Here is a 22,396-nt window from a genome sequence, read left to right as displayed (position 1 = left end):
CGTTATTTACCCAGCTTGCGCAACTCGTCGGACTCGACGATCCGCACGCCATCCTGCTCTTCCAGTGCCAGGCGCCACATGGCCCGGGCCAGATGGCAGGCTTCGATGCCGTGGTATTTGCCGGGAATCAGCTTGGACAGCGGCCCGGCCAACTGTTCGGCGAGACGCGGTTCGATGCGTTCGCCGAGCAGCAGCGACGGCCGGCAAATGGTCAGTTGCGGCCAGTCCTGGGCCTTCAGCGCCTGTTCCATTTCGCCTTTGACCCGGTTGTAGAAAATCGAGGATTTCGCGTCCGCGCCCAGGGCGCTGATCACTACCAGGTGCCGCGCGCCCATCTCCCGTGCGCGCTTGCCGAAGGCCACCACCAGGTCCAGGTCGACGGCACGGAACGCCTGTTCGGAGCCGGCTTTCTTGAGGGTGGTGCCCAGGCAGCAGAACGCCAGGTCCACCCGGCCGCTGAGTTGCGGCAGGAGTGCCGCCGGATCACCGACCGGGTTTTGCAGGCGTGGGTGTTCGCTCAAGGGGCGCCGGCTGGGCGCCAGTACGCGGGTTACCGTGGGTTCGTTGAGCAGGCGGTCGAGCAAGTGCTCGCCAGTCAGGCCGGTCGCGCCGGCGAGCAAGATATGCTGAGGCGTCAAGTACATAATGTTTCCCCCTTGATACTGTTTCAGCTTAGTTGCTCTTTGCTTCCTTGCTGTCGTTGGCGGCGCTCTGCAGCGCCTTTCGTGCTTGTTGCTTGCGCAGATGCTGCCAGTGCGCCAAGACCCCCTTGGGCGCCCAGATCTGCGGTTCGGAGGCTTCGAAGTTATCCGCCAGTTCGCGTTCGGCCACGGTCGCCCTGGCCAGCTTGAAGGCCTGTTCCAGGTCGTCGGTCTGGTTCAGCGCCTGGGCGAACAGGGCGTCGCCGAAGTAGGTGAAATCGGCCTCTTCCGAGCAGCCGAAGGATACGCGATCGGCCTGCGAAGCGGTCATGATCAGGGTCCGGTCATCCTTGAGCGCGGGAATGAACCCGCCGGAATAACAGGCCGAGATCACGATGATCTTGTCGCGGTTTTTCAGGGGCGCCAGCACCGCGGCCAACTCGTCGGCCGGCAGGTCGGCCAGTTCCAGGCGCGGCTGGTCGAGCACCAGTTCGTGTTCGCTGGTGCCGTGGCTGGTCAGGTAGATGAACAACAGGTCTTCCGGACCGCTGCGTTCGGCCAGGACCTGGACCGCGCGCCGCAGGTTTTCCCGGGTGGCCATGGGGCGGCTGTCGAGGCGGTCGCGGTGGTTGACCAGGCGGATCTGTCCGTAGGCGCCGAAGCGGGTGGCGAGCATGTTGCTGACGTAATCAGCCTCGCGCAGAAACACGCTTTGCTTGCCATCGCCGGCCAGCGTCAGGCTGTAGAGCTCGATGGCGGGCGTCGACGCCGGCACCGCGGCGAGGGCGTCGTCGAGCAGGCGGCCCTGGGCCAGCAGGCCAGTCTCCAGCGGGTCGGGCAACAGCCGGCCGTCAGCATCGCGAACCCGCAGGCCATTGATCCAGTCGCCGCTTTGCACAGTGCCATCGCGCAGCACCAGCGCACCGTGGCCCTGGTAGTTGTCGCCTTCGAAGCCGCCGATATAGAAGCTGCCATCGCTGAGGTTCAGGCGGCCCTGGCCGCTGAAGCGCCAGTCGCTGAAACGGCCGATGTAGTGGCTGCCGTCGACGCCGATCAGTTCACCCTTGCCACTGAGGGCGCCTTCCTTGAACTGACCGATCCAGACATCGCCGTCGGCATTTTCGTAGCGACCCTTGCCGCTGAGCTGGTTCTGTTTGAAGCCGCCGACGTAGAGGTCGCCCTCGGCGCTGCTGAAGGTACCGTTGCCTTCCAGCTGGCCGTCGACGAAGTGGCCGCTGAACTGGTTGCCGCTGGCATCGCTGCGCTGGCCCTCGCCGTTGGGTTTGCCGCGGGAGAACTGGCCCTGGTACTGGCTGCCGTCTTCCAGTTCGAGACGGCCGAGCCCGGAATACAGGTCGGACTTGAATTCGCCGCGGTAGGTCATGCCGCGTTCCTTGAGGGTGCCTTCACCGTCGCGCCGGCCCAGTTTGAAACCGCCGGTGTAGCTGCTGTCCTTGGTGGTCAGGCTACCCTGGCCGTGGAACAGGCCCTGCTGGAATTGTCCGCGGTAGAGCTCGCCATCGCTGCCGTGCCATTCGCCCTGGCCATGCCACTGGCCGCTGTCGAACTGGCCGGCATACCAGCTGCCGTTGGGGTAGTCGATGCGGCCTTGTCCCTGCAGCAACCCGTTGACCACATCGCCGCGGTAGCGGCCACCGTCCGGCAGACGGGCATCGGGAGGCAGCAGCGATTCGCCGTCTCCACATGCGGTGAGCAACAGGGTCAGAGCCAGGGGTACAAGTGGGCGCATAGCGGGATCCGGATAATTAGGGGACCGAGTATGCCGCAGCAACGAGGCTTATATATAGAGAGGCTGCGCGAAACAGCGTGAGCTGTTTCGCATCAGGAAGCTTTCAGACAAAGCAGAGGGACAATGGCTCGGCGATGTAGGCTGGTTTTTCCTGGCCTTCGATTTCAAGTGTGGCGGTGGCCTTGAGCAGCCATTGGCCGGGTTTCTTCTCGGTGACGTCCACCAGGTCGACCTTGAGGCGGACCCTGGAATCGACCTTGACCGGCTGGATGAAACGCACGCTGTCCAGGCCGTAGTTGACCGCCATCTTCAGACCCTCGGGCAGGATCAGGATGTCTTCCATCAGTTTCGGGATCAGCGACAGCGACAGGAAACCGTGGGCAATGGTGCCGCCGAACGGCGTCTGGGCGGCTTTCACCGGGTCTACGTGGATGAACTGGAAGTCACCCGTGGCTTCGGCGAACAGGTTGATACGCTGCTGGTCGATGGTGAGCCATTCGGAACGTCCTAGTTCCTTTCCGACATAATCTTTGAGCTCTGCAACAGGAACATACGGCATTGAGACTCTCCTTGGGTTCATCGGGTTTATCGTTCTAAAGGGTCGGGGGCGTACCCCCTGACAACCCACTGTAGATCATCATGGGGGTTTGCTCCGGTCAACCTTCCATGCTTTTGGCGAATGCCGGTCCATAGCATTCGCGTGCTTATAATGCCCGGCGTTTTTTCGGGGGGGTGAGGGATGTTGTTACGCGGTCTGACATGGCTGGTGCTGTTTCAATTGCTCGGCACGGCGATCAATCATCTGTTGCTGCCGATCCTGCCGGGGCCGATTGTCGGTCTGCTGTTGCTGCTGATCTTCCTGGTGGCGCGCGGCGAAGTGGGCGAGCCACTGAGTCTGGCCGCCTCCAGCCTGCTGCGTTACCTGCCACTGTTGCTGGTGCCGCCCGCGGTGGGCGTGATGGTGTACGCGGCGGATATCGCCGCGGATTTCTGGGCGATAGTCGGCGCGCTGGTGTTGTCGCTGGTGATCTCCATGGCCTTCGTCGGCGTGCTGATGCAACGGCTGGTCAAGCGCCACGGACATCGGGAGGGCAGCCAATGATGCTCGACTGGCAGGGCGCCTGGGCGTCGGTGATCCACCATCCCTTGTTCGGCATCGGCATTACCCTGGGCGCCTATCAACTGGTGCTCGCGGCCTTCGAGAAAACCCGCTGGGTATTTCTGCAACCGGTGCTGGTCTCCATGCTGCTGGTGATCGGCGTGCTGCTGAGCTGTGGCCTGAGCTATGCCGAGTACCGCAAGAGCACGGAGATCCTCAGCATTCTCCTGGGTCCGGCCACGGTGGCGCTGGCCGTACCGCTGTACCTCAACCTGCGGCGGATTCGACAGTTGTTCTGGCCGATATTTACTACGCTGGTGATTGGAGGGGTGGTCGCCACCGGCCTGGGCGTACTGCTGGGGTGGTGGTTCGGTGCCGAGAACATGATCCTGATGACCATGGCGCCGAAATCGGTGACCTCGCCGATCGCCATGCTGGTGGCCGAACAGATTGGCGGTGTCGCAGCGCTGGCTGCGGTATTCGTATTGATCACCGGGGTGATCGGGGCGATTTTCGGCCCGGCCATCCTCAACCGCCTGCAGGTGCATAGCCCGGAAGCCCGAGGCATGGCGCTGGGCATGACGGCTCACGCGGTGGGCACTTCGGTGGCCTTGCAGGAAAGTGATGAGTGCGGTGCTTTCGCGGCGCTGGCGATGAGTCTGATGGGTGTGGCCACGGCGGTCTTCCTGCCGTTGGCGGTGTCGTTGGTGGTTTAAGGAAACCTGTATGAGTCTGGCGCTTTTCCCGCTGAACACAGTGCTGTTCCCCGACTGCATTCTCGATTTGCAGATTTTCGAGGCACGCTACCTGGACATGATCGGTCGCTGCATGAAACAGGGCAGCGGCTTCGGCGTGGTGTGCATCCTTGAAGGCGAAGAGGTGGGCATCGCCCCGGAAGGTTTTGCTCGGGTGGGCTGTGAAGCGCTGATCACCGACTTCCATCAGCAGGACAACGGCCTGCTGGGGATTCGGGTCAAGGGCGGACGGCGTTTTCGGGTGCTGAGCAGCGAAGTGCAGCGCGATCAGTTGCGGGTGGCTGAAGTCGAGTGGCTGAGCGAGGCGCCGGAGCGGCCGCTGCAGGATGAAGATGGGGACCTGATCGCCTTGCTCAAGGCGCTGGCCGAACACCCGATGGTCGAAGCCCTGAACATGGGCACCGAAGCCACCGGCCAGCAGTCGCTGGCCAACCAACTGGCCTACCTGTTGCCGTTCTCCGAACTGGACAAGATCGACCTGCTGCAACTGGACGACCCGCAACAACGCCTGGATGCGATCCAGGCCTTGCTGGACGAATTGCAGGGCGAGCTGTTCGCCTGATCCTTGCAGCTACAAAATCTCAATACGCATAACGCAGCATGGCGTGCGGCAGATGCCTGACCGCCTCGAAACCGAACAGCGCTACCAGCGCCGGCAATACCAGCCACCAGATCTTGGCCGGCATGGGTTCCAGCGGAGTCTGGCGCTGGGCAATCCACAGGCTGGCGGCGCACACGCAGGCGGCAAGCATGGCGCCGGCGAGGATGTCGGAGGGCCAATGCGCGCCCAGGTAAATCCGTGACACGGCAATCGCGGCCGCCGGCAGACAGCCCAGCAGCAGCCAGGTCAGGCGCATGCGCGGCGGCTGGCCGCGACCGGCGAGTACCGCCAGGGTCAGGAACAGGGCGAACGAACCGGAGCTGTGGCCGCTGGGCATGCTGTAGCTGGTCAGCGGATCGGTCAGGACTTCCGGGCGCACGCGGGCGAAGAAGAGTTTGGTACCGGTGTTGGCCAGCGCGGTGCACAACAGCGTGGCGCCCGCGAAAATCGCCTGCCGCCATTGCCGGGCAATCAGCAACAGCAGGGTGACCAGGGCGCTGGCGAACAGCATGGTGCGGAATTCGCCGAACTGGGTGAGTACCACCATCACCTCGTCCATTACCGGGCTGCGGTGCTCCTGGACCAGCGCCATCAGACCCTGGTCGAAATGGTTCAGGTAGGGATAACCGATGAACAGCCCAGCCAGGATCGCCAGGCTGAGGCCCGCCACCAGTGGGCTGGCCTTGCGATGGCGGCGCACGGTGCTGTTGATGCTCAGGCCCAGCAGCAGGGCGATGCTGGCGGCGACTATTCCCGCCTGCGGCCAGAAACCTTCAGGCAGGGGCAGGCGGATCGCCGCGCCCGTGGCCCAGCCCGGCAGCAGGTAGGCGACTGTCCAGCCGGCCGCGGCCAGCAGGCTGACGGCGAAAAAGCGCGGGAACGACATGTCGAACATGCCGGCCACCATCGGCAGCATGGGCCGCAAGGGGCCGATAAAGCGCCCGACCAACAGGCTGGCGATACCGTAACGCTGGAAATAGGCTTCGGCGCCGTTGATCCATTCCGGGTGATGGCGCAGCCCCGGCAAGCGGCGGATGTTCTGGTGAAAACGCCGGCCCAGCAGGTAGGACACCACGTCCCCGAGCAAACCGCCGAAGAAACCCAGCGCCAGGGTTTCACCCAGGGACAGCGCGCCGCTGCCGGCCATCACGGCAATGGCGAACAACAGCACGGTGCCAGGTACGATCAGGCCGGCAATCGCCAGGCATTCGACGCAGGCGACGATGAACACGGCTGCCGCCAGCCATTGAGGGTTCATCGTCAGCCAGCCGGTTATTCCATCGAGCCATTGGCCCATAGGTTTCAACTCCGATTATTCGGTGGTTCAACTGTAGGGACGGGCTTGCTCGCGATAAAACCATCCGCGGGCACGCCGGTTCCTGCGAAAGGGATCAATCGAGCAGCAAATAGTCGCGACCTTCGACCTGCCCGCGACGTAGCGGGTTCCGAGTGCAGTAGGGGGCGTAGGCGGCATCGACAAAGCGGTACATCAAGTGTTCATCGCGGCCGTGGGGAATGCCCAGGCGGGTGGTCTGGATGATGCTGGCGACGGGCGTGCCGACATCCTCGACGAACAGCACTTCATGGTCGAAGCGCTTGGCATCCCACACCGGGACTTTCAGGCCCAGTGCCTTGCACAGCAGGGTCTGGCCGGCGCAGAGCTTCTGCGAGGGGCGCGGCCGGCCGCTGGCGTCGGGATTATTCAGGAGCATCTGCGCCAGGCTGGCGGGGCCCGAGACTTCGTCGACCCAGGGGTAGGCCGACTTGATCAGCACTGCGTTACCCGGGCCCTGGGCGCTGAAGTTCAGCGAGTCGCCACCGCGGGCGTAGTACATATAGATGTGGCCGCCGTCCAGAAACAAAGCCTTACGCTTTTCTGTGTAGCCGAGGGAGGCATGGCTGCCTTTTTCCTCGCAGTAATAGGCTTCTGTTTCGATAATGCGCGCCGACAACCACAGATCGCCGACCCGATGGCGGATGATTTTGCCGAGCAGTTCACGGGCCAGGACCTGGGCGTCTCGATCGAAAAAGCTGTCGGGCAGGGCCTTGGGCGGCGTCGGAGTGGACAGAATGGACATGGTTGCCAGGAGCGATGACGGGAATTGGGTCGGAATGATATCAATTCCAGGCTTAATTCAGGCTGAACGAGAGGTATTTGCCGTCCATTTCGACCATCCGCCCGTGACCGCTGTCCGTGGACCGGCGCGACAGCTATAATCAGCCGCTTTCCTCTTTGCCAAGACCACAGCAGACCATGACTGAGTCCGTTCTTGACTACATGACCCGTTTGGGTCGCGCTGCCCGCGACGCGTCGCGGGTAATCGCCCGTGCCACCACTGCGCAGAAAAACCGCGCATTGCTGGCGGCTGCCGATGCATTGGACGCTGCTCGCCCCGAGCTGAGTGCGGCCAATGAGCAGGACCTGGCCAACGGCCGGGCCAATGGTCTGGAACCGGCATTGCTCGATCGTCTGGCGCTGACCCCGGTGCGTATCGACGAAATGATCGAAGGCCTGCGTCAGGTGGCCAAGCTGCCTGACCCCATCGGTGAAATCCGCGATATGCGCTACCTGCCTTCGGGCATCCAGGTCGGCAAGATGCGCGTGCCCCTGGGCGTGATCGGCATCATCTACGAGTCGCGTCCCAACGTGACCATCGACGCCGCCAGCCTGTGCCTGAAGTCCGGCAACGCCACCATCCTGCGTGGCGGCTCCGAGGCGATCAATTCCAACCGCGCCATTGCCACCTGCATTCAGCAAGGGCTGGCGGTGGCCGGTCTGCCGGCGCAGGTGGTGCAGGTGGTGGAAACCACCGATCGCGCGGCCGTTGGCGCGTTGATCACCATGCCCGAGTTCGTCGACGTGATCGTGCCGCGTGGCGGCAAGAGCCTGATCGAGCGGGTCAGCCGCGATGCCAAGGTGCCGGTGATCAAGCATCTGGATGGCGTCTGCCATGTGTTCATCGACGTGGCGGCCGACCTGGACAAGGCGATTCGCATCGCCGATAACGCCAAGACTCAGCGCTACGCGCCCTGCAATACCATGGAGACCCTGCTGGTCCACGCCGGTATCGCCGAACGCGTGTTGCCGCCGCTGGCGGCGATCTATCGCGACAAGAAGGTCGAGCTGCGCGGTTGTCCGCGTACCCGCGCCTTGCTGGGCGACGATGTGATCGAGGCCACCGAAGAAGACTGGCGCACCGAGTACACCGCGCCGATCCTGTCTATCCTGGTGGTCGACAGCCTGGATGCGGCTATCGAGCACATCAATACCTACGGTTCGCAGCACACCGACGCCATCGTCACCGAGAACTTCACCGACGCTCGGCGCTTTCTCAACGAGGTGGACTCCAGCTCGGTGATGGTCAATGCCTCGACCCGGTTTGCCGACGGTTTCGAATATGGCCTGGGCGCGGAGATCGGTATTTCCACCGACAAGCTGCATGCCCGTGGCCCGGTCGGCCTGGAAGGGCTGACCAGCGAGAAATATGTCGTCTTCGGCGACGGCCATGTGCGCACTTGATGAGCAAACGTATCGGTCTGCTGGGCGGTACCTTCGACCCCGTGCACATCGGTCACCTGCGCAGCGCGCTGGAGGTGGCCGACTCGCTGGGGCTCGATGAGCTGCGTCTGACGCCCAGTGCGCGGCCGCCGCATCGCGATGCACCGCAAGTTTCGGCCCTGGACCGTCTGGCGATGGTCGAGTGTGCGGTGGCGGGCGTTTCACCCCTGGTGGTGGACGACCGTGAGCTGAAACGGGACAAACCGTCCTACACCATAGACACCCTGGAACAGATGCGGGCCGAGATGGCCGCGGATGACCAGTTGTTCCTGTTGCTGGGCTGGGACGCTTTTTGCGGCCTGCCTACCTGGCATCGCTGGGAAGAGTTGCTCCAGCATTGCCACATCCTGGTGCTGCAACGCCCGGATGCCGACAGCGAGCCGCCGGATGCGTTGCGCAACCTGCTGGCGGCGCGCTCGGTGAGCGATCCCCTGGCCCTGCAAGGGCCCGGAGGACACATTGCATTCGTCTGGCAGACACCGCTCGCGGTGTCCGCCACCCAGATCCGTCAACTGCTGGCCAGCGGTAAGTCGGTACGTTTCCTGGTGCCTGATGCGGTCCTGGCCTATATCGATGCCCACGGTCTTTACCGTGGGCCGAACTGAAGGCGCGCTGCCGGCCAATGCCGTGCAACGCGCCAAACATACGAGCTGAACGAGTTTTATATGACTAACCAAGTAATGAAAGGCGAAGATCTGGTCAAGGTGGCAGTCGCCGCGCTGGAAGACGTCAAGGCCCAGGACGTCCTGGTGATCGATGTTCGCGACAAGCAGAGCATCACCGACTACATGATCATCGCCACCGGTACTTCCAACCGCCAGATCGGCGCGATGCTGGAAAAGGTCCGCGAGATGGTCAAGGCCCAGGGCGTCAAGCCGCTGGGTGAAGAAGGCAAGGGCGACAGCGACTGGGTGCTGCTGGACCTGGACGACGTGATCGTGCACATGATGACCGCCTCCGCACGCCAGTTCTACGACCTGGAGCGTCTGTGGCAGGGCGCCGAGCAGAGCCGTGCGGCCGATGGCAAGCACCACAGCCCGGAGCACACCCATGAGCACTTCACCAAGCTCAACAAAGACCAGCAATAAGGGACGGCTGTGCGCCTGCGTCTGATCGCTGTCGGTTCACGCATGCCCAAGTGGGTGGAAGAGGGTTGGCACGAGTATGCCAAGCGTCTGCCATCCGAACTGGCGCTGGAACTGGTGGAAATACCGCTCAATACCCGTGGCAAGAACGCCGATGTGGCTCGTTTCATCCGTCAGGAGGGCGAAGCCATGCTGGCCAAGGTCGGCCCGAACGAGCGGATCGTCACCCTCGAGGTGCACGGCAAGCCTTGGAGCACCGAGCAACTGGCGGTGGAGCTGGATCGCTGGCGCCTCGACTCGCGTACCGTGAACTTCATGGTCGGCGGCCCCGAGGGGCTGGCGCCGGAAGTCTGCGCGCGGGCGGATCAGCGCTGGTCGCTGTCGCCGCTGACCTTGCCGCACCCGCTGGTACGGATCCTGATCGGTGAACAGCTGTATCGCGCCTGGACAGTCCTGTCCGGGCACCCTTATCACAAATAGCCCGCGCCCCTAATGTCCCAGCCGATCCGTATCAAGGACCACGAAAAAGACGCCCGTCTGGTGCGTGGTCGGGTTGTGTTCGGGGCTATTGCCGTGGTCTGCCTGATCGGGGTGCTGATCGCGCGCCTGTATTACCTGCAGGTGATCCAGTACGACTATCACTCGACCCTGTCGGAAAACAACCGGGTTCACGTCCAGCCGATTCCACCGACCCGCGGCCTGATCTTCGACCGTAATGGCGTGGTGGTGGCCGATAACCGGCCGAGCTTCAGCCTGAGCATGACCCGCGAGCGTTCCGGCGACTGGCGCCAGGTGCTCGACGTCATTGTCGAGGTGCTGGAGCTGACGCCGGAAGACCGGGTGCTGTTCGAGAAGCGCATGAAGCAGGGGCGCCGGCCGTTCGAGCCGGTGCCGATCCTGTTCGAGCTCAACGAAGAGCAGATCGCCCGGATCGCGGTCAACCAGTTCCGCCTGCCCGGGGTGGAAGTGGTGGCGCAGTTGGTCCGCCATTACCCCCAGGGCGCGCACTTCGCGCACTCGGTGGGCTACATGGGGCGGATCAATGAGAAAGAGCTGAAGACCCTGGACTCGGTGAGCTACGCCGGCACCCACCATATCGGCAAGACTGGGATCGAGCGCTTCTATGAGCCCGAACTGCACGGCCAGGTGGGTTACGAAGAGGTCGAGACCAATGCTCGCGGCCGCGTGTTGCGGGTGCTCAAGCGTACCGACCCGATTCCCGGCAAGGACATTGTCCTGAGCCTGGACATCAAGCTGCAGGAAGCCGCCGAGGCTGCCTTGGGCGGTCGGCGCGGCGCGGTGGTGGCGCTGGACCCGAATACCGGGGAAGTGCTGGCCATGGTCAGCCAGCCGAGCTTCGACCCGAACCTGTTCGTGACCGGCATCAGCTTCAAGGCCTATGCCGAGCTGCGCGACTCCATCGACCGCCCGCTGTTCAACCGGGTGCTGCGCGGCCTGTATCCGCCGGGCTCGACCATCAAGCCGGCGGTGGCGATCGCCGGTCTCGATTCCGGGGTGGTGACGGCCTCCACGCGGGTCTATGACCCGGGCTACTACCAGCTGCCCAACTACGATCACAAGTACCGTAACTGGAACCGCAGCGGCGACGGTTACGTCGACCTCGACACCGCGATCATGCGGTCCAACGACACCTACTTCTATGACCTGGCCCACAAGCTGGGGATCGATCGGTTGTCGGCCTACATGAACAAGTTCGGGATCGGCCAGAAGGTCTCGCTGGACATGTTCGAGGAGTCGCCGGGCCTGATGCCGTCGCGGGAGTGGAAGCGGGCCACCCGTCGCCAGGCCTGGTTCCCGGGCGAGACGCTGATTCTCGGGATCGGCCAGGGTTACATGCAGTCCACCCCGTTGCAGTTGGCCCAGGCCACGGCGCTGGTGGCGAACAAGGGCAAATGGAACCGTCCGCACCTGGCCAAGACCATCGAAGGCGAAAGGCCGGTGGATGAAAACCCGATGCCGGACATCGTCCTGCGCGATCCGTCGGACTGGACGAAGGTCAACCACGGCATGCAGCAGGTGATGCACGGTGCCCGCGGTACGGCGCGCAAGGCGGCCATCGGCTCGCAATACCGGATCGCCGGCAAGAGTGGTACGGCCCAGGTGGTCGCGATCAAGCAGGGCGAGAAGTACGACCGCTCCAAGGTTCAGGAGCGCCATCGCGACCACGCCCTGTTCGTCGGCTTCGCGCCGGCGGAAAACCCGAAAATCGTGGTCTCGGTCATGGTCGAGAACGGCGAGTCCGGTTCCGGCGTGGCGGCCCCGGTGGTGCGCCAGGTGATGGATGCCTGGCTCCTCGGCCCGGATGGCCTGCTCAAGCCTGAGTTTGCCGGCCCTATCAGTGCGGAGGCTACGGCCCGTGAAGAGTAATTTCGATCGCATCCTGTCCAGCGAGGATGTGATGCGTCGCCGCGCGACGCTGTTGCAGCGCATGCACATCGACGGTCCATTGCTGATCCTGTTGCTGACCCTGGCGGCTGGCAGCCTGTTCGTCCTGTATTCGGCCAGCGGCAAGAGCTGGGACCTGCTGGGCAAGCAAGCGACATCGTTCGGCATCGGCCTGGTGTCGATGATCGTCATTGCCCAGTTCGAACCCCGGTTCATGGCCCGCTGGGTGCCACTGGCCTATGTGTTCGGCGTGGTGCTGCTGGTGGTGGTGGATGTCATGGGACACAACGCCATGGGTGCCACCCGCTGGATCAATATCCCCGGGGTGATTCGCTTCCAGCCCTCGGAGTTCATGAAGATCATCATGCCGGCGACCATCGCCTGGTACCTGGCCAAGCGCAGCTTGCCGCCGCAACTCAAGCATGTGGGCATCAGCCTGATCCTGATCGGTATTCCGTTCATTCTGATCGTGCGCCAGCCGGACCTGGGTACCTCGCTGCTGATCCTTGCCGGCGGCGCCTTCGTGCTGTTCATGGGCGGGCTGCGCTGGCGCTGGATCCTCAGCGTGCTGGCCGCCGCGGTGCCGGTGGCGATCGCCATGTGGTTCTTCATCATGCACGACTACCAGAAGCAGCGGATCCTGACCTTCCTCGACCCGGAAAGCGATCCGCTGGGCACCGGTTGGAACATCATTCAGTCCAAGGCAGCCATCGGCTCCGGCGGCGTCTTCGGCAAGGGCTGGTTGCTGGGTACTCAGTCCCATCTGGACTTTTTGCCCGAGAGCCACACCGACTTTATTATCGCGGTCATGGGCGAAGAGTTCGGCCTGGTGGGCATTTGCGCCCTGCTGCTGATCTATCTGTTGCTGATCGGTCGTGGGCTGGTGATCACCGCCCAGGCGCAGACACTGTTCGGCAAATTGCTCGCCGGCGCGCTGACCATGACGTTTTTTGTTTACGTTTTCGTCAACATCGGTATGGTCAGTGGCCTGTTGCCGGTCGTGGGGGTGCCGTTGCCGTTCATTAGCTACGGAGGAACTTCGCTGGTGACGCTGCTGTCAGCGTTTGGGGTTTTGATGTCGATCCATACCCATCGTAAGTGGATCGCGCAGGTTTGAATAAGGTGAAGAATTCAATGCAAGCAATGCGTGGCTGGACCGCTCGGTATGCGCCGTGGGTCGGTCTGGTAGGCATCCTTGGCGCAGCGCAGGAAGCGCTGGCCGGCGGCGAATACGAAGGTTCGCCCCAAGTGGCCGAATTCGTGGGTGAAATGACTCGCGACTACGGCTTTGCGGGCGAACAGCTGATGGGTGTGTTTCGCGAGGCCGAGCGCAAGCAGTCGATCCTCGACGCCATTTCCCGGCCTGCCGAGCGGGTCAAGCAGTGGAAAGAATACCGGCCGATGTTCATCACCGACGCGCGGATCGCCCGTGGTGTGGACTTCTGGCGCCAGCACGAGGCAGTACTGGCCCGTGCCGAGCAGGAGTACGGCGTACCGGCCCAGGTGATAGTGTCGATTATCGGCGTTGAAACCTTCTTCGGACGCAACACCGGTAATTACCGGGTGATCGATGCGCTGTCGACCCTGGGCTTCGATTACCCGCCACGCGCCGAATTCTTCCGCAAGGAATTGCGCGAATTCCTGCTGCTGGCCCGCGAGGAACAGGTCGATCCACTGACCCTGAAAGGCTCCTACGCCGGTGCCATGGGCTTGCCGCAGTTCATGCCAAGCAGTTTTCGCGCCTATGCTGTGGACTTCGACGGCGATGGTCACATCAATATCTGGACCAATCCGGACGATGCCATCGGCAGTGTTGCCAGCTATTTCAAGCGTCACGGCTGGGAGGCCGGGCAGCCGGTGGTCAGCCGGGCCGAAGTGCGTGGCGATCAGGTCGACGAAGGCCTGACCACCGGTATCGAACCGACGAAAACCGTCGGGGAGTTGCGGGCGCTGGGCTGGTCGAGTCATGATGCGCTGCGCGATGATATGCCGGTCACGGCTTTCCGCCTGGAAGGTGACAATGGCCCCGAATACTGGATGGGCCTGAAGAATTTCTACGCGATCACGCGTTATAACCGCAGCGTGATGTACGCCATGGCCGTACATCAGCTCTCTGAACAGCTGGTCCAAGCACGGGGCGTCAAGTAATGCTGGCATCGCCAATCCGCAAACCCCTGAAGCTGGTGGCTCTTGCCGCGTTGTCCTTGCTGGTGGTCAGTTGTTCGTCAACCCAGGCGCCGAAACAGAAAGGCCCGGCGACGGCCGTACGTGCAACGCCAGGCCTGGACATCAACCGCGCCCACAAAGACGGCGCGCCCTGGTGGGACGTCGATGTATCGCGCATCCCCGACGCCACGCCGACCCTGCACACCGGCCCGTACAAGGCCAACCCTTATACCGTGCTGGGCAAGACCTATTTCCCGATGGCCGAATCCAAGCGTTATGTCGCTTCGGGCACGGCTTCCTGGTACGGCACCAAGTTCCACGGGCAGAACACCGCCAATGGCGAGGTGTACGACCTGTACGGCATGAGTGCCGCGCACAAGACCCTGCCCTTGCCGAGTTATGTCCGGGTGACCAACCTGGACAACCACAAGAGCGTGATCCTGCGGGTCAACGACCGCGGGCCGTTCTATTCGGACCGGATCATCGATTTGTCCTACGCCGCGGCCAAGAAGCTCGGTTACGCCGAGATCGGTACCGCCCGGGTCAAGGTCGAGGGCATCGACCCGCAGGAATGGTGGGCCCAGCGCGGCCGGCCGGCGCCCTTGATGCTCAACGAGCCGAAAGCCGCGCCAGTGATGACGGCGTCCACGGGGACCGTCGAGCAATGGACTCCGCCTCCACAGCAGCACGCCGCGGCCGTTGTGCCGGTGCAGCTGGATGCAAAAAAAAACGCTTCTGCGCAAGCCTCTGGCCAGTATCTGCAGGTGGGCGCCTTCGCCAACCCGGACGCTGCCGAGCTCCTGCGCTCGAAGCTGAGCGGGATGGTGAGCGCTCCGGTGTTCATCAGCTCGATCGTGCGCAATCAACAGACCCTGCATCGGGTGCGCCTGGGGCCGATCGGTTCGCAGGGTGAGATCCAGCAAGTGCAGAACAGTGTCCGGCTGGCCAATCTGGGGCAGCCGAGCCTGGTAACCGCCGAGTAATCGGATACTGATTCATGGTTCGCCTGCGGTATTTGGGGGGTGAACCCAGGTTGTTGGCTCGTCGTACAACAAAAGCCCGGCAAGGGTCAGTGAGTGAACAACTGAACACGCGACAGCCCTTTAGAAGGCTGTCTGAATAGTTTTGTCCGCGAGGACAAGTTTCCATTAGCAATTTCGAGAGACGGATGAACATCACCACCTTTGCCAAACGCCTGTGTCTGCTTGTCCCGCTGATCATCACGCCTGCCGCCTGGGCGGTAGAAGTGATGCCGTCGCCACCGCAGCTGGCCGCCAAGTCCTATGTGCTCATGGAGGCCAGCAGCGGTAACGTGCTGGTGGAGAACAACGGTGACCAGCGTCTGCCGCCAGCCAGCCTGACCAAGCTGATGACGGCCTACATCGCGACCCTGGAAATCCGTCGCGGCCAGATCGGCGAGAACGACCCGGTGACCGTCAGCGAGAACGCCTGGCGTACCGGCGGTTCGCGGATGTTCATCAAGGTCGGCTCGCAAGTTACCGTCAGCGACCTGCTGCACGGCATCATCATCCAGTCGGGTAACGACGCCAGCGTCGCGGTTGCCGAGCACATCGCCGGCAGCGAAGACGCCTTTGCCGACATGATGAACAAGACCGCCGGCGATCTGGGCATGACCAACAGCCACTTCATGAACCCGACCGGCCTGCCGAACCCCGAGCACTACTCGTCGGCGCACGACATGGCGGTACTGGCTCGCGCCATCATTCACGAAGACCCGGCTCACTACGCGATCTACTCGCAGAAAGAGTTCTTCTGGAACGGCATCAAGCAACCTAACCGCAACCTGTTGCTGTGGCGTGACAAGACTGTCGACGGCCTGAAAACCGGTCACACCGACGAAGCCGGCTACTGCATGGTGTCCTCGGCCGTGCGTGACGGCATGCGCCTGATCGCCGTGGTGTTCGGTACCAACAGCGAGCAGGCTCGCGCAGCCGAAACCCAGAAGCTGCTGACCTACGGTTTCCGCTTCTTCGAAACCCAGACCTTCTACCAGAAGGGCACCGAGCTGGCTCAGGCTCCTGTCTGGAAAGGCACTACCTCCCAGGTCAAGGCCGGTCTGGCCCAGGACCTGACCATGACCATGCCAAAAGGCCAGTTGAAGAAACTGGCTGCCAGCATGACCATGAATCCACAATTGACCGCGCCTATCGCCAAGGGCGATGTGATCGGTAAAGTCGAAGTGAAACTGGACGACAAGGTGGTGCATAGTGCCGACCTGATCGCTCTGGACGCGGTCGACGAAGGTGGTATCTTCCGCCGCATGTGGGATAGCATCCGCCTATTCTTCTACGGCTTGTTCAACTGATATTGTCGACCCGCGTGGCCCTCGCTCTGAAGTAGAGCGGGGGCCACCTCCGTCGCCACGGCTTACGAGGCCGTTACGCCATGACAGACACCGAAGTAAAGGCGCCAAAGATCGAATTCCCCTGCGCGGATTACCCGATTAAGGTGATCGGCGACACCGGCGTGGGTTTCAAGGACAAGATCATCGCGATCCTTGAAAAACACGCGACCGTTGACCACAAGACCCTGGCCGAGCGCCAGAGCACCAACGGCAAGTACACGACCATCCAGCTGCACATCATCGCCACCGGTCAAGAACAGCTGTACGACATCAACAGCGAGTTGCGGGCCACCGGTTTCGTGCACATGGTGCTGTGATGCCTCAAACGCTGGGCTTTCGCGAGCTCGGCCAGATGGCCTACGAGCCGGTCTGGCAGGCCATGCAACGCTTTACCAACGAACGCGGTACCGACGCTCCCGATGAAGTCTGGCTGGTGCAGCATCCGCCGGTCTTTACCCAGGGCCAGGCGGGCAAGGCCGAACATCTGTTGCTTCCCGGGGATATCCCGGTGGTGCAGGTCGACCGGGGTGGCCAGGTGACCTATCACGGTCCTGGCCAACTGGTGGCTTATCTGCTGCTGGACGTGCGCCGCCTGGGTTTTGGCGTGCGCGACTTGGTCAGCCGGATGGAGCAGTGCCTGGTCGAGCTGCTGGCCAGCTACGGCGTGGCCGCGGCGGCCAAGCCGGATGCTCCTGGCGTTTACGTCGATGGCGCGAAAATCGCCTCCCTGGGCCTGCGGATCCGCCATGGTTGTTCCTTTCATGGCCTGGCCTTGAACGTGGACATGGATTTGCAGCCGTTTCGACGGATTAACCCCTGTGGCTATGCCGGGCTGGCAATGACCCAGCTGAGCGACCACACAGGACCGATTGAATTTGCCGAGGTAAGTGCCCGGCTGCGCGCGCAGCTCGTCAAACACCTCGACTATGCTGAGCAGACGACCCTAACGGGCGGAATCGACTGATATGACTACTGCGCAAGACGCTGTGCAAACCCTGATCCCGACGCTGGATGTTTCCGAGCGCCCGGCCCGTGCGAAAGTTGAAACCGGCGTTAAATTGCGCGGTGCCGAAAAAGTCGCACGTATCCCGGTGAAGATCATCCCGACCACCGAGCTGCCGAAGAAGCCTGACTGGATTCGCGTGCGTATTCCGGTTTCCCCGGAAGTCGATCGGATCAAGCAATTGCTGCGCAAGCACAAATTGCACAGCGTCTGTGAAGAGGCCTCCTGCCCGAACCTGGGCGAATGCTTCTCCGGCGGTACCGCGACTTTCATGATCATGGGCGACATTTGCACCCGTCGCTGCCCGTTCTGCGACGTCGGTCACGGCCGTCCGAAGCCTCTGGACGTCGATGAGCCGATGAACCTGGCGGTAGCCATTGCCGACCTGCGCCTGAAGTACGTGGTGATCACCTCGGTCGACCGCGACGACCTGCGTGACGGCGGTGCCCAGCACTTTGCCGACTGCATCCGCGAAATCCGCAAGCTGTCGCCGAACGTGCAACTGGAGACCCTGGTTCCGGACTACCGTGGCCGCATGGACGTCGCGCTGGAAATCACCGCGGCCGAACCGCCGGATGTGTTCAACCACAACCTGGAAACCGTGCCGCGCCTGTACAAGGCCGCGCGTCCGGGTTCGGACTACCAGTGGTCGCTGACCCTGCTGCAGAAGTTCAAGCAGCTGGTGCCGCACGTACCGACCAAGTCCGGCCTGATGCTGGGCCTGGGCGAGACTGACGACGAAGTCATCGAGGTCATGAAGCGCATGCGTGAGCATGACATCGACATGCTGACCCTCGGCCAGTACCTGCAACCGTCCCGCAGCCACTTGCCGGTGCAGCGTTTCGTGCACCCGGACACCTTCGCCTGGTTCGCCGAGGAAGGTTACAAGATGGGCTTCAAGAACGTCGCCTCGGGCCCGCTGGTACGTTCCTCCTACCACGCCGACGAGCAGGCGAAGCTGGCCAAAGAAGGCCTGGTCTCTTGATGTAATGCGCCCGCAAGGTCTTTCCTTGCGGGCGTCATCTTCCGTTACGCTCGCGTCTCCCTCCCTTCATAGACTTTTCCTGCAAGCGCCGTGGCGTTTCGGCACTTCTGTTTGCCCGCTTTCATGTCTACTGTGCACTAGAGAATCCACACAGGGAGAACCATTGGATGACCCTCCAACCGACTGACGTCCTTTGTGCGCAACGGCCGGTGCCGGCGCTGTCTTCGCAAGGGCTGATCGGCTTGATTGCACCCGCCGGGCCTGCAGCCCTGGATACCGAGCAAGCCGTTCGCTGGATGCGCGCTCGAGGTTATTCGCTGCGGATCTACCCCGGGGTCCAACAGAGCGATGGCTATCTGGCCGGTAGCGACGAGGTTCGCCTGAACGATCTGCATGCCGCCTTCGCCGATGACGATGTCAGCGCGATCCTGTGCCTGCGGGGCGGCTACGGCAGCCCACGCTTGCTCGACCGGATCGATTACGACCTGCTACGTCGTCATGCCAAGCCGTTTGTCGGCTACAGCGACATCACCGCGTTACATCTGGCCATCAATCGTTATGCAGGTTTCGTGACCTTTCACGGGCCCATGCTCAATGCCGATCTGCTGGGTGACAAGCAGCCGCCGACCGAGTCTTCGCTGTTCAGCTTGCTCAGAGGGCAGATAAAGGCCGGCAGTCTGTTGGCCCATCCAGCGGCTTATCCCTTGACCACCATCGAACCCGGCATCGCCTGTGGCCAGTTGCTGGGGGGCAATCTGTCGTTGATCGCCGCAACCATGGGCACGCCGTATGAGATCAACGCCGACGGCATCATTCTGTTTATCGAAGACATCAACGAGCCGCTGTACCGGATCGACCGTCTGCTGACGCACCTGCGCCTGGCGGGCAAGCTCGACAGGCTTCGTGGCGTGCTGGTGGGGGATGTGGCGGGAGTGGAGCCCCAGGCGCTTGCAGGGCTGCTCAAGCAGACCTTCGAGCCCTTGCGCATCCCGGTGCTGGCTGGATGGCGCAGTGGCCACTGCGATCCGAACCTGACCCTGCCGCTGGGGGCGATGGTCAGGCTGGATGCGGGGGAGAAGCAACTGATCCTGGAACAGGATGTGGTATTCGGCTGATCGGCCCTTAACTGGCTATCGCGAACAAACCGCTCCTTTGTAGGAGCGAGCTTGCTCGCGATGTCGCTGGCGCTGTCTGGCATCGCTTCAGGCTTCGCCCTTCCAGTTTCAACGCGAGCGCAGGCTCTCCAGCAGCTTGTGGGTCGGATAGCCATCGGCGGGCCAGCCCAGCGATTGCTGCGCGCTGCGAATCGCCTTGCGGGTATTGGCACCGATAATGCCGTCCGGGTTGCCGGCATCGTAATTGTTGGCGCTGAGCAGGTTCTGCAACTCGATGCGCTCGGAGCGGCTGAGAGGCATGTCGTCTTTCGGCCAGATGCCGTTGATCAGGCCCGAACCGTTGAAGCGTTGCGACAACAGGTTCACCGCCAAGGCATAGGACGAAGAGTTGTTGTACTTCAGAACGGCGCGGAAGTTGTCGAGGATCAGGAATGCTGGGCCGCGATAGCCCGCCGGCAGCAGCAAGGCCGCGGAAAGCTGTTCGGAACCGGCCGGAACGCTGGCGCCATTGGGCAGTTTCATGCCCAGGCGCAGCCATTCGGCCACCGGTTTACGAATAGCGCCGTCCGCCAGCGCATAGTCGAAGCCGTTCTCCAGTTGCACTTCGAAACCCCAGGGCTGGCCTTTCTGCCAACCGGAGCTTTGCAGATAGTGCGCGGTCGAGGCCAGAGCGTCGGCCGGGCTGTTCCAGATGTCGCGACGGCCATCGCCGTCGAAGTCCACGGCGTGGGTGTTGTAGGTGGTCGGGATGAACTGGGTCTGCCCCATCGCACCGGCCCAGGAGCCGAGCATCTTCTCGGGCTGGATATCGCCGTGCTGGAGGATTTGCAGGGCGGCCAGCAGCTGGCTGTTGGCAAAGGCCGGGCGGCGACCTTCGTAGGCCAGGGTCGCGAGGGAGCGAATGACCGATTTGTTGCCCTGGAACTCGCCGAAGTTGCTTTCCATGCCCCAGACCGCCACCAGGGCCTGACGATCGACGCCGTAACGCTGTTCGATCTGCTGCAGGATGTCGGCGTATTGATTGATCAGCGCCTGGCCCTTGCGCACCCGCAGCGGCGACAAGGCGCCGTCGAGGTATTCCCACACCGGTCGGGTGAATTCCGGTTGGCTGCGGTCGGCCTTGATCACGCCCATGTCCGGGGTGATGCCGGCGAACGCCCGGTCGAAAAGATCGGCGCGGATCCCTGCGTTCAGTGCTTCGACACGGAAGCCTGCCTGCCATTGGGCAAAGGTCTGGGTTGGCTGGATATCCAGATTGTCGACGGCCAGCGGAGCGACGGTCGCAGGTGCGGTAAGAGGGGCGGCTTGAATGCTTTGGAGTGGCTGGGCATCGGCGGCGGTGGGTTTTTCCGCGCAGGCGACGAGCAGGGCAAGGCTGGAGGCAGCGATCAGTTGGCGCAGGTGCCAACGACGGGAAAGACAAAAGGGCATGCACAGGTCCAGAGAATACGAATCAGATACAGACCTTATCACGCCGGCGGGGTTCTCCGCTTTATGCAGCCAGAAAGTAAGAAACCTCCCAGCTTTTAGACTGGAAGGCTTCGCGGCGGTAGCTGCCTTTGCCCTTGGCGGGTCGTTCCTGACGGCTGCGGAACAGTGGCTGGGCGATGATGGATTTGGCCTTGTTGGGGCCATGCTTGGATGGCTTGCTCATTTTGGGTTCTCGCTTGAGGTGGGTTTGCGCGGCAGATGATCGGCCAGCTTTACCCCGCTGTCCAGCCCTGTGATGTGTAGGACTTTTCAGTGTCTTTCGTTGGATCTCCCGAACCTGTAGGAGCGAGCCTGCTCGCGATAGCGATCGGCCAGGAAACCGCGGTACCAAGGCTGGCGCTGATCGCGAGCAAGCTCGCTCCTACAAAGTGTCAGGTTATTCGGCGGGGAGAGGCAGGCGTTGTCCGGCCATCAGCAGCGACAGGCGGCTCAGGCTGCTCCAGGGCGAGCCGGCGGCCTGCCCCTTGATCTGCGCATCGATACGCTGGGCATCGAGCAGCAGTTGCGCCCAGCGCGGCGCCGAATAGCGCTGCAGGGCCTTGCTCATCAGCGGCTTGCGTTTGTCCCAGACGGGCGGACGGGCCTGGCTGAACACCTTGTCCAGCGGAGTGCCCTGGCTGTACTGCAGCGACATATTGGCCAGCGCCCGCAGTTCCCGGGACAGTGCCCAGAGAATCACTGGAGGCTCGACGCCTTCACCGCGCAGGCCTTCGAGCATGCGCAGGGCATGGGCGGCCTCGCCATTGAGGATGGCATCCACCAGTCCGAAAACGTCGAAGCGCGCACTGTCGGCGACTGCCGCTTGCACGGTTTCCACCGTGATCTGGCCGCCTTCGGCCATCAGCTTGAGCTTTTCGATTTCCTGGGCGGCGGCCAGCAGGTTGCCTTCTACCCGGGCCGCAATGAGTTCCACGGCGTCCTGGCTGGCGGAAAGCCCAGCCTGGGACAGGCGTTGGCGAATCCACTGCGGCAACTGGCTGGCATCCACCGGCCAGATCTGGATGAACTGGGTCTGCTCGCCATCGATCAGGGCCTTGCCCCATTTGGTCTTTTGCGCGCTGCCATCGAGCTTGGGCAGGCTGATCAGCAGCAGGGTGTCTTCGGCCGGCCGTGAGCAGTATTCGATGAAGGCCGCGGCGCCTTTGTCACCGGGCTTGCCCGAAGGCAGGCGCAGTTCCAGCAGGCGTCTTTCGGCGAACAGCGACATGCTCGCGCCGGCTTGCAGCAGCGTTCCCCAATCGAAATTGGCGTCGGCGCTGAATACCTGGCGTTCGTCGAAGCCCTGCTGGCGGGCGGCGCTGCGAATGGCATCGGCGGCCTCCTGGCACAGCAACGGGTCATCGCCACTGATGACATAGACCGGTGCGAGCGTGCC

24 protein-coding genes are annotated in these 22,396 nt (G+C 62.8%); 16 read left to right on the top strand and 8 right to left on the bottom strand.

Annotated features, from left to right (window positions below; all coding sequences use genetic code 11):
• Positions 1-2 precede the first annotated feature (2 nt).
• From J4D52_RS24625 to J4D52_RS24615, 3 genes are all read right to left on the bottom strand, one after another.
• On the bottom strand, positions 3-644 hold the full coding sequence (locus tag J4D52_RS24625) for an oxidoreductase (protein ID WP_025807729.1): 642 nt from the start codon (positions 642-644) through the stop codon (positions 3-5).
• 28 nt (positions 645-672) lie between these two features.
• Positions 673-2,391 (bottom strand): C13 family peptidase, encoded by a 1,719-nt coding sequence (locus J4D52_RS24620; protein WP_025807727.1) that lies wholly within the window; start codon positions 2,389-2,391, stop codon positions 673-675.
• Between the two features lie 103 nt (positions 2,392-2,494).
• On the bottom strand, positions 2,495-2,950 hold the full coding sequence (locus J4D52_RS24615) for a MaoC family dehydratase (protein ID WP_053281082.1): 456 nt from the start codon (positions 2,948-2,950) through the stop codon (positions 2,495-2,497).
• 180 nt (positions 2,951-3,130) lie between these two features.
• On the opposite strand from J4D52_RS24615, the gene J4D52_RS24610 reads away from it, so the two are divergent.
• From J4D52_RS24610 to J4D52_RS24600, 3 genes are read left to right on the top strand one after another with little or no spacing between them, the layout of a single operon-like run.
• Complete coding sequence (locus tag J4D52_RS24610) at positions 3,131-3,493, top strand: CidA/LrgA family protein (RefSeq protein WP_102676690.1); 363 nt, start codon at positions 3,131-3,133, stop codon at positions 3,491-3,493.
• Entirely contained in the window at positions 3,490-4,206 is a 717-nt protein-coding gene (locus J4D52_RS24605; RefSeq protein ID WP_025807721.1) for an LrgB family protein, read from the top strand. The genes J4D52_RS24610 and J4D52_RS24605 overlap by 4 nt, the downstream gene beginning before the upstream one ends.
• 10 nt (positions 4,207-4,216) lie before the next feature.
• A complete protein-coding gene (locus tag J4D52_RS24600) occupies positions 4,217-4,807 on the top strand; it encodes an LON peptidase substrate-binding domain-containing protein (RefSeq protein WP_063433150.1) in 591 nt (196 codons plus the stop codon).
• A gap of 19 nt (positions 4,808-4,826) precedes the next feature.
• Here J4D52_RS24600 and J4D52_RS24595 read toward each other — a convergent pair whose 3' ends face one another.
• Both J4D52_RS24595 and J4D52_RS24590 read right to left on the bottom strand, forming a co-directional pair.
• On the bottom strand, positions 4,827-6,143 hold the full coding sequence (locus tag J4D52_RS24595; RefSeq protein ID WP_102676689.1) for a bifunctional DedA family/phosphatase PAP2 family protein: 1,317 nt from the start codon (positions 6,141-6,143) through the stop codon (positions 4,827-4,829).
• A gap of 94 nt (positions 6,144-6,237) precedes the next feature.
• Complete coding sequence (locus J4D52_RS24590) at positions 6,238-6,924, bottom strand: DNA-3-methyladenine glycosylase (protein WP_102676688.1); 687 nt, start codon at positions 6,922-6,924, stop codon at positions 6,238-6,240.
• Positions 6,925-7,100: 176 nt separating this feature from the next.
• Here J4D52_RS24590 and J4D52_RS24585 point away from each other — a divergent pair, with 176 nt between their 5' ends.
• The 13 genes from J4D52_RS24585 to J4D52_RS24525 all read left to right on the top strand — a co-directional run bounded on the left by J4D52_RS24585 (position 7,101) and on the right by J4D52_RS24525 (position 19,530).
• A complete protein-coding gene (locus tag J4D52_RS24585; protein WP_025807713.1) occupies positions 7,101-8,366 on the top strand; it encodes a glutamate-5-semialdehyde dehydrogenase in 1,266 nt (421 codons plus the stop codon).
• Positions 8,366-9,010 carry a nicotinate-nucleotide adenylyltransferase gene (nadD, locus tag J4D52_RS24580; protein ID WP_025807711.1) on the top strand — a complete coding sequence of 215 codons (645 nt, stop codon included), beginning with the start codon at positions 8,366-8,368 and terminating at the stop codon, positions 9,008-9,010. The genes J4D52_RS24585 and nadD overlap by 1 nt, the downstream gene beginning before the upstream one ends.
• A gap of 60 nt (positions 9,011-9,070) precedes the next feature.
• Positions 9,071-9,493 carry a ribosome silencing factor gene (gene rsfS / locus J4D52_RS24575; protein WP_009051039.1) on the top strand — a complete coding sequence of 141 codons (423 nt, stop codon included), beginning with the start codon at positions 9,071-9,073 and terminating at the stop codon, positions 9,491-9,493.
• A 9-nt stretch (positions 9,494-9,502) separates the two neighbouring features.
• Positions 9,503-9,970 (top strand): 23S rRNA (pseudouridine(1915)-N(3))-methyltransferase RlmH, encoded by a 468-nt coding sequence (rlmH, locus tag J4D52_RS24570; protein WP_003185785.1) that lies wholly within the window; start codon positions 9,503-9,505, stop codon positions 9,968-9,970.
• 12 nt (positions 9,971-9,982) lie between these two features.
• A complete protein-coding gene (gene mrdA / locus J4D52_RS24565) occupies positions 9,983-11,878 on the top strand; it encodes a penicillin-binding protein 2 (protein WP_102676687.1) in 1,896 nt (631 codons plus the stop codon).
• A gap of 31 nt (positions 11,879-11,909) precedes the next feature.
• Complete coding sequence (gene rodA / locus J4D52_RS24560) at positions 11,910-13,013, top strand: rod shape-determining protein RodA (RefSeq protein ID WP_051519227.1); 1,104 nt, start codon at positions 11,910-11,912, stop codon at positions 13,011-13,013.
• 17 nt (positions 13,014-13,030) lie between these two features.
• Positions 13,031-14,044, top strand: coding sequence for a lytic murein transglycosylase B (gene mltB, locus J4D52_RS24555; RefSeq protein WP_025807698.1), 1,014 nt, complete (start codon positions 13,031-13,033; stop codon positions 14,042-14,044).
• On the top strand, positions 14,044-15,045 hold the full coding sequence (locus tag J4D52_RS24550) for a septal ring lytic transglycosylase RlpA family protein (RefSeq protein ID WP_102676686.1): 1,002 nt from the start codon (positions 14,044-14,046) through the stop codon (positions 15,043-15,045). Before mltB ends, J4D52_RS24550 begins: the two co-directional genes overlap by 1 nt.
• 185 nt (positions 15,046-15,230) lie before the next feature.
• The gene (locus J4D52_RS24545; protein WP_025807694.1) at positions 15,231-16,388 is read left to right on the top strand and encodes a D-alanyl-D-alanine carboxypeptidase family protein; all 1,158 of its coding nucleotides are present in this window, start codon (positions 15,231-15,233) and stop codon (positions 16,386-16,388) included.
• Between the two features lie 80 nt (positions 16,389-16,468).
• Positions 16,469-16,744 carry a DUF493 domain-containing protein gene (locus J4D52_RS24540; protein ID WP_008152827.1) on the top strand — a complete coding sequence of 92 codons (276 nt, stop codon included), beginning with the start codon at positions 16,469-16,471 and terminating at the stop codon, positions 16,742-16,744.
• Entirely contained in the window at positions 16,744-17,391 is a 648-nt protein-coding gene (gene lipB, locus J4D52_RS24535) for a lipoyl(octanoyl) transferase LipB (protein ID WP_025807692.1), read from the top strand. Before J4D52_RS24540 ends, lipB begins: the two co-directional genes overlap by 1 nt.
• A 1-nt stretch (position 17,392) precedes the next feature.
• Positions 17,393-18,415 carry a lipoyl synthase gene (gene lipA / locus J4D52_RS24530; RefSeq protein ID WP_007927101.1) on the top strand — a complete coding sequence of 341 codons (1,023 nt, stop codon included), beginning with the start codon at positions 17,393-17,395 and terminating at the stop codon, positions 18,413-18,415.
• Positions 18,416-18,582: 167 nt separating this feature from the next.
• Positions 18,583-19,530, top strand: coding sequence for an LD-carboxypeptidase (locus J4D52_RS24525; RefSeq protein WP_102676685.1), 948 nt, complete (start codon positions 18,583-18,585; stop codon positions 19,528-19,530).
• 108 nt (positions 19,531-19,638) lie between these two features.
• On the opposite strand, the gene J4D52_RS24520 is transcribed toward J4D52_RS24525, so the two are convergent.
• From J4D52_RS24520 to holA, 3 genes are all read right to left on the bottom strand, one after another.
• Positions 19,639-20,961: a lytic murein transglycosylase gene (locus tag J4D52_RS24520; protein WP_102676684.1), complete on the bottom strand. Its 1,323-nt coding sequence runs from the start codon at positions 20,959-20,961 to the stop codon at positions 19,639-19,641.
• A 61-nt stretch (positions 20,962-21,022) separates the two neighbouring features.
• Positions 21,023-21,184 (bottom strand): alternative ribosome rescue factor ArfA, encoded by a 162-nt coding sequence (gene arfA / locus J4D52_RS24515; RefSeq protein ID WP_102676683.1) that lies wholly within the window; start codon positions 21,182-21,184, stop codon positions 21,023-21,025.
• Positions 21,185-21,397: 213 nt separating this feature from the next.
• On the bottom strand, positions 21,398-22,396 hold a 999-nt coding region (holA, locus tag J4D52_RS24510), incomplete at its 5' end, for a DNA polymerase III subunit delta (RefSeq protein WP_207272165.1).

The organism is Pseudomonas sp. GW460-12-10-14-TSB1 (assembly GCF_017349775.1).
Lineage (GTDB): Bacteria > Pseudomonadota > Gammaproteobacteria > Pseudomonadales > Pseudomonadaceae > Aquipseudomonas > Aquipseudomonas piscium.
This window is presented reverse-complemented; position numbering and strand designations above follow the sequence as displayed.